Origin of the sequence: Halorientalis sp. (genome assembly GCF_028275115.1) — an archaeon.
Lineage (GTDB): Archaea > Halobacteriota > Halobacteria > Halobacteriales > Haloarculaceae > Halorientalis.
This window is the reverse complement of the sequence record NZ_JAQCNH010000066.1, coordinates 1-6,190: the sequence shown is the minus strand read 5'-3', so window position 1 is coordinate 6,190 and position 6,190 is coordinate 1. Positions and strand designations below refer to the sequence as shown.

9 protein-coding genes and 1 pseudogene are annotated in these 6,190 nt (G+C 63.9%); 4 read left to right on the top strand and 6 right to left on the bottom strand.

Going from position 1 to position 6,190, the window contains the following annotated elements; genetic code table 11:
- From Q0964_RS09455 to Q0964_RS09430, 6 genes are all read right to left on the bottom strand, one after another.
- A partial coding sequence (locus Q0964_RS09455) for an MBL fold metallo-hydrolase (RefSeq protein WP_299266452.1) occupies positions 1 to 257 on the bottom strand: 257 nt, incomplete at its 3' end.
- 127 nt (positions 258 to 384) lie between these two features.
- On the bottom strand, positions 385 to 1,101 hold the full coding sequence (locus Q0964_RS09450; RefSeq protein ID WP_299266449.1) for an ABC transporter ATP-binding protein: 717 nt from the start codon (positions 1,099 to 1,101) through the stop codon (positions 385 to 387).
- Between the two features lies 1 nt (position 1,102).
- Complete coding sequence (locus tag Q0964_RS09445; protein ID WP_299266447.1) at positions 1,103 to 1,840, bottom strand: ABC transporter ATP-binding protein; 738 nt, start codon at positions 1,838 to 1,840, stop codon at positions 1,103 to 1,105.
- Entirely contained in the window at positions 1,837 to 2,850 is a 1,014-nt protein-coding gene (locus Q0964_RS09440) for a branched-chain amino acid ABC transporter permease (protein ID WP_299266444.1), read from the bottom strand. The genes Q0964_RS09445 and Q0964_RS09440 overlap by 4 nt, the downstream gene beginning before the upstream one ends.
- Positions 2,843 to 3,700 (bottom strand): branched-chain amino acid ABC transporter permease, encoded by an 858-nt coding sequence (locus tag Q0964_RS09435; RefSeq protein WP_299266441.1) that lies wholly within the window; start codon positions 3,698 to 3,700, stop codon positions 2,843 to 2,845. Before Q0964_RS09435 ends, Q0964_RS09440 begins: the two co-directional genes overlap by 8 nt.
- Before the next feature lie 57 nt (positions 3,701 to 3,757).
- Positions 3,758 to 5,107 carry an ABC transporter substrate-binding protein gene (locus tag Q0964_RS09430; RefSeq protein ID WP_299266439.1) on the bottom strand — a complete coding sequence of 450 codons (1,350 nt, stop codon included), beginning with the start codon at positions 5,105 to 5,107 and terminating at the stop codon, positions 3,758 to 3,760.
- Between the two features lie 101 nt (positions 5,108 to 5,208).
- Between Q0964_RS09430 and Q0964_RS09425 the strand changes: the two are divergent.
- The 4 genes and pseudogenes from Q0964_RS09425 to Q0964_RS09410 form a co-directional block, all read left to right on the top strand.
- Positions 5,209 to 5,286 (top strand): annotated as a pseudogene (locus Q0964_RS09425) (IS6 family transposase); the annotation flags it as partial.
- Between the two features lie 51 nt (positions 5,287 to 5,337).
- Positions 5,338 to 5,796: a TrkA C-terminal domain-containing protein gene (locus tag Q0964_RS09420; protein WP_299266456.1), complete on the top strand. Its 459-nt coding sequence runs from the start codon at positions 5,338 to 5,340 to the stop codon at positions 5,794 to 5,796.
- A 56-nt stretch (positions 5,797 to 5,852) separates the two neighbouring features.
- On the top strand, positions 5,853 to 6,032 hold the full coding sequence (locus tag Q0964_RS09415; RefSeq protein WP_299266436.1) for a DUF5786 family protein: 180 nt from the start codon (positions 5,853 to 5,855) through the stop codon (positions 6,030 to 6,032).
- Positions 6,029 to 6,190, top strand: a 162-nt coding sequence (locus Q0964_RS09410) for an endonuclease dU (protein ID WP_299266454.1), incomplete at its 3' end; no start/stop codon positions are given. The genes Q0964_RS09415 and Q0964_RS09410, both read left to right, overlap by 4 nt.

The window sequence follows — 6,190 nt, the reverse complement described above, 5'->3', positions numbered from 1 at the left end:
CCGTGGGTCCGGAGCGGGTGGTCGGCGTAGGCGTAGCAGTCCGCGTCAAAGGCCTCGACGACGGCCGCGAGCTGCTCGACGTGGTCGCCGTGCTGGTGGGTGAGGACTACCTTCGAGAGCTCGTCAGTATGCTCGCGGATGGCGTCGACAACCCCCTCCATCGCACCGGCGTCGACCATCGTCGGCTCCGCGCCCAACGCGAGGTAGGCGTTACAGGTGAACGTCTCTGTGTCGGCCGTGACGTTGTGGACCTCCATACCTGACGGGAGGGGCGGCCCCGGCTTGAAACCACGGTCGCTCGTCTCCCCGGGTCGTTTCGCCGCCGGCCCCGCTGGGTGGTCGTCCCAACACGGCGAGGCCGGGGTCTTTGACTCCGGCGGCCGGCTACGTGATCCCGATGTAGGCGTCTCTCACGTAGTCGTTGTTCTTGAATTCCTCGTCGGTGCCCGAGAGTTCGATCGTTCCCGTCTCGACCAGGTAGAGCCGGTCGGCGTGCTGCATCGCAAACGTCGTGTTCTGCTCGGCGAGCAACAGCGTGAGCCCCTCGGACCGGAGTTCTTCGACGGCGTCGCTGATGTCCTCGATGATCACCGGGGCCAGTCCCTGCGTCGGTTCGTCGAGCATCAGCAGGTCCGGGTCGCCCATGAGCGCCCGACCGATCGCCAGCATCTGCTGTTCGCCGCCGCTCATCGTCTCGGCCTCCTGGCTGCGGCGCTCGTCGAGCCGCGGGAACAGGTCGTACACGTAGTCGAGGCGCTCCTCCCGCTCGCTGCGACCGAGCCGCTGTCCGCCCATCAGGAGGTTCTGGTGGACGGTGAAAAACGGGAACAGGTCCCGGTCCTCGGTGCAGTGGAGCAGCCCGTCGCCGACGAGAGCCCGGACGTTCCGCTCGGAGACCTCCTGGCCCTGGTACCGGACCGACCCCTCGTAGGGGAGCAGCCCGCTCATGCTCTCGAGGAGTGTGGTCTTGCCCGCGCCGTTCGGGCCAATCACGCTGACGATCTCGCCTTCGTCGACGTCCAGCGAGACCTCGCCGAGGGCCTGCGAGGACCCGTAGAAGACGCTGAGGTCGTCGACCTCGAGCAGTGTCTCCCCGGGCATCTCAGACCTCCCCCGCCAGGTAGGCGCTTTGCACGCGCTCGTCGTCTGCGACCTCCTCCGGCGTCCCGTCTGCGAGCTTGCGTCCCTCGTTCAGGACGATAACGCGGTCGACAAGCTGCATGAGCCCGCGCATGTTGTGGTCGACCACGACCAGCGTTATCCCTTCGTCGCGGAACCCGCGGATCTCCTCGGAGAGGTCGCGGATCTCCGCCTGGTTCATCCCGGCAAACGGCTCGTCGAGCAACAGGATGTCGGGCTCGGTCGCCAGCGCCTTGGCGATCTCCAGTCGACGCCTCCCCGCGTGTGGCAACGAATCCGGAAGCGTCCCCAGTTCGTCTTCGAGCCCCATCCGACGCGCGAGCGACCGGATCACCTCCTCGTCGTCATTCGACGAGAAGGCAAACGGGCTGTTCGAGACCGCGAATATCCGGATGTTATCCTCGACGGTCATCTCTTCGAAGGGGTTGGATTCCTGAGAGACTCGTGCGAGCCCCTGGTTGACGGTCTCGTGTGTGTCCTGGCCGGTGATCTCGTCGCTGTGCAGATAGACGGACCCGTCTGTCGGGGACAGCACGCCCATGATGCAGTTGAATACCGTCGACTTCCCGGCGCCGTTCGGACCGATGAATCCGAGGATCTCGTTGCTGTTTACCTCGAATGAGAGGTCGTCGACTGCGACCAGTCCGCCGAACTCCTTTCGCAGGTTCTCGACCTCGAGTGGCGTGTCGGCGCTCGTCACGAGGAGTCACCCCCCAGGTTGCCGAGGAAGGTCCACAGCCGCTTCAGGACTCCCTGTGGGGAAAGCACGAGTAACACGAGGACGACAGACCAGATGGCGACCCACCTGGCGTTCGGCCCAAGGAACGCTTTGAACACCTCGTCCCGGAGGAAGAGGAACAGGTACGCGGCACCGGCCGGGCCGAGGATGGTCCCCATCCCGCCGACGGCCGCGATCGCGATTATTTCGATGCTCCGGTCGACGATGAGGAAGGCGATAGGCTCGACGTTGCCGTAGAAGTGCGCGAGCAGGGCGCCGCCGATGCCCATCGGAATCGCGCTGTAGACGAAGCCCCAGAGCTTGAACCGGGTCGTGTCCAACCCCGCGGCCTCGACTGCCGCTTCGTTCTGGCCGATGGCCTTCAACACCTTCCCGACGTTCGAGCGGCTGATGTACAACAGCGCTCCCGTGATAATGACCGCCGGAACGAGCGTGTAATAAAACAGCATGGTAGTGTCGAATGTCAACACCGAAACCGTGCTGATACCCATCTCCCCGTTTGTGTACGTCGAGAAGATGAACACCGCCTTCGTCGCGACCAGCACCGAGACGAAGGTGAGCAGCGAGAAGTACGGCCCGGACAGCCGGAGCGACGGCAGGGCGAACACCAGCGCCGCCACCACTGCCACGATGACCGACAGCGGGAACGTGATGTATATCGCCATGTCGGGGTTCACGTTGAACGTCAGGAGCGCGGTCGTGTACGCCGCGGCCCCCGAGATGAACGAGTGCCCGAAGCTGATGTAGTTCGTGTGACCGCTGATGATGTCCCAGCTGGCCGCGAAGATGGCCCAGATGTTCGCCAGGGCGAACAGGTACGCCCACGGCGGCGCCCAGACCGGGACCGTCACCAGCGAGACGAGTAGCACAGCTAACACACCTCCCTGGTACAGGTTGACCCTGGTGTCGAACAGGGGTATTCCGTAGCCATATGCCGACTCTTCCGTGACCGAGGTGACTGATTTACTCAATGAACTCCCTCCCAAACAGGCCTTCTGGTTTGGCCAGTATGATCACGACCAGCAACAGCAGCGCGAACATCCCTCGCCAGGCCGGTCCGACGAAGGTGACTGTCATCGTTTCGAGGAACCCGATGAGGTACGCTGCGATGATCGACCCCTTGATACTGCCGACGCCACCGATGGTGACGATGATGAACGCGAGTCCCAGTGGGTTGATCCACATCGTTGGACTGGTCGACTGTAGCGTGCCGATGAAGACGCCGGCAAAGCCGGCGAACGCGCCGGCGACGAACCAGGTCGCGACGTTGACGTAGAGGACGTTGGTCCCCGCCAGCTTCGCGCCCTTCTCGGTCATCGAGGTTGCGAGGATGTTCCGGCCGAGCGTCGTCCGACGCACGAACAGGAACAGCAGTCCGAGCGCGACCCACGAGAGGGCGAACGCGATGAGCTGGTAGTACCGGACGCGGGTGCCTGCGAACGCGATGCCGCCGCTGACGATCGGCTCGAGCGAACGCGGCGCGAGCGAGTACTCCAGGGTCAGCAGCTGCTGGATGATGAGCGCCACGACGACCGTCGCGAGGAACGTGATGACGACGTTGTGCTCGATGTACCTGACGAGCCCGAGATAGAGCCCGACCGCGAACAGTCCCACGAACAGGATGGCTATCACGAAGGCAGCCACCCCCGACACCTGACCGCCAGCAACCAGGTACGCGAACGCGCCCAGCATGATGAAGGCCCCGTGTGCGAGGTTGATGACGCCCCGGACCCCGTATATCAGCGAGAATCCGATGGCTATCAGTACGTAGAGGGAGCCGACCATGGCGCCCGTGACGAGTATCGTTGCCGGATTAACCATGTCTCACCGTTGTGACCGGCACCGGTTTGAGGGGTATCGACGGTGGTCGTGACGCGTTCATGCCATCCACTGCGGGATCTGGTGGTCGCCGGCCGCGAACTCCTCGGGCCAGACGCAGACTTTGGCGCCCTCTCCCTCTATCATGTCGTTCTCGGCATCCCCCTGCCACTGGACGATGGGGAACGGGGCGAAGTCGTTGCCGTACTTCACGTCGTGGGGGTACTGGTGGTCCTGTCCGTAGAACTGAATCTGCCCGGCCGTGCCGGTGTAATCCGTGTTCTCGAGTTCCGCGACGATGTCGTCCAGGTTGTTCTCGAAGTCGACGGTCCCGGCAGCCTCGGCTGCTTCCTTGAAGACGTAGCCGGCGTCGTAGGTACCGTATCCCATGTACATCGGGAGCGTCGGTCGTTCGGTGAACCGGCCGGCGTAGTCCTCCGTGAACGGGACCGTCTTGTCGGTGATTTCCGCGGTGCCGCCGCCGCCCGATTCTGCCGTCGTCTCGTAGAGACAGCCGCCGTTCGTGTCGCTCCAGTACTGGGGTGACATCGAGGCGACGTTGATCCCCTCCTGTGCGAAGGGGTACTCGCCTGCGCCCCACGTCGAGAGCATCGCCGTCCCCGTGATGTGGGAGATAGCTTTGAGCATGCAGGACGCCCCGGATTCTTCGACGCTGTCCAGAATCGGCGTGAAATCGGTCGTGTCCGGCGAGATACGGCGGGTCATTGCCACCTCCAGCCCCGCGTCCTCGATCACGCCCGGCGTCCGGTTGGTCACCGGGTTCGTCCACTCGGCGTCCTCCACCACGACGGCGAAGGAATTCCAGCCGTGCTGGTCGCTCAGGAACTTCGCGTACTCGCCGAGTAAGTCGGCCTGGAAGTCGGCGTTGACCGGGTTGTTCCGGAAGACGTTCTTGTACTTTTCGTAGTTTTGCCCGACGTGGCCTTCTGTGATCTGTGGCGACGCCGACCCCGTGTCGAGGAAGGGGACGTTCAGGTCGGCGACGCGGTCCTCGATGCCCAGCATGGTCTCGCTGGCGAAGGTCCCGGAGATCATGGCCACGTTCTCCTGGTTCACCATCTCCTGGACGCGCTGGTTCGCCTGGGAGGGACTCAGCTGTGTGTCGCCCTCGACGAGTTCGACGTCGCGGTCCAGGATACCGCCGTCCTCGTTGAGGTGGTCGACCAGCATATTGGCGCTGTTCATCGACCCCTTCCCCATGTCCAGCTGTACTGGTGCGAGATGACCGATTTTGACCGGGCCGCTCCCGCCACCCCCGCTGCCGCCGCCGATACAACCCGACAGTCCGAGCGCCGCCGTCGAGGCCAGCGTTCCCGCGGTCTTCAGGAAGGTTCTCCGGTTCGCGCCTGCGCTCCGCCTGGAATTCTGTGCCACGTCATCATGTGACATGTTTGGCCATGCAACGAGAGCCCACTTATATCTTGGTCATCCTGTCCCGATCGTGTTTCGTTAAGGGTGAAAAGCGAGGCGGGAGAATTCCTCGGTGGTCTATGCCAGAAATCGCCCGCGTCACCGGAAGTAGAGACTGGATTGATTTGGAGTTTGTGGAGCGCGAGCGGACACCCGAGCCGGCGACCGCACCGCGAGTATTGTCTTCACCGCGCTGGAGGCACGAGGACTTGCGGGTAATCTCTTTCACTCCGTCGCTGCGCCGGAAGGCCATCCTCGCGGAGAAGGCAATCCTCTCTGTCTCTGTCGAGGACCCGACCGACGAGATCATTATCCACGAGGTGCTCATCCGGCGACACAGCCCGCTGCACGGCGTCCGGGTCACGGACTGCCCGGTCGTGACCAATCCCGACAGCACGCTGGTTGCGGGCTGGTTCGACGGGGTGTTTCACCTCCCGCCCAACCCCGACGACCGGATCACGCCCAACACCGTCCTCATGATTGCCGGACCCGAACACGCCGTCGACGAGGCCGCGAGCCAGGCTGCCGGCGCCCGTGCGACCCGCCCGGGAGGCCAGTCCAACGTCGTCGTCGCTGGCAGCGACGAGGCGGTCGCGGAATTCGAGCGGATAGTCGACGTGACCCGACCCAGCGGTCGTCGCCGTACCTGTTACAGAAGCGGACTGTGAGACCAGTTCACACCTCCCGAGCGATTTTTTACCCTGACACACGAACACATACGTGTATGGGGTTTGGGAGCTACGACGAATCCGAACAGGAGAATCAGGAGTACGACGCCGACTACGACGACAACGACGGTGTGTCGGCCGAAGAGAACGCCCACGACGGTGATGTCGAGTTCGAGTTTACCGCCTCGAACGGTGAGCTCCTCGACCGGCTCGAAGATATCAAAGACGATACGTGAAAGCCGGGGTCCGCGCCCTCGGCGTGGCCGAATCGTACACCGGCTCGCACAGCACAGTCGCCGGCGCGGTGGTCCGCGCCGACCGTGTCGTCGACGGGTTCGCCTTCGACCGGTGGACCGTCGGCGGCACCGACGCGACCGACACCACCCTCGCCCTC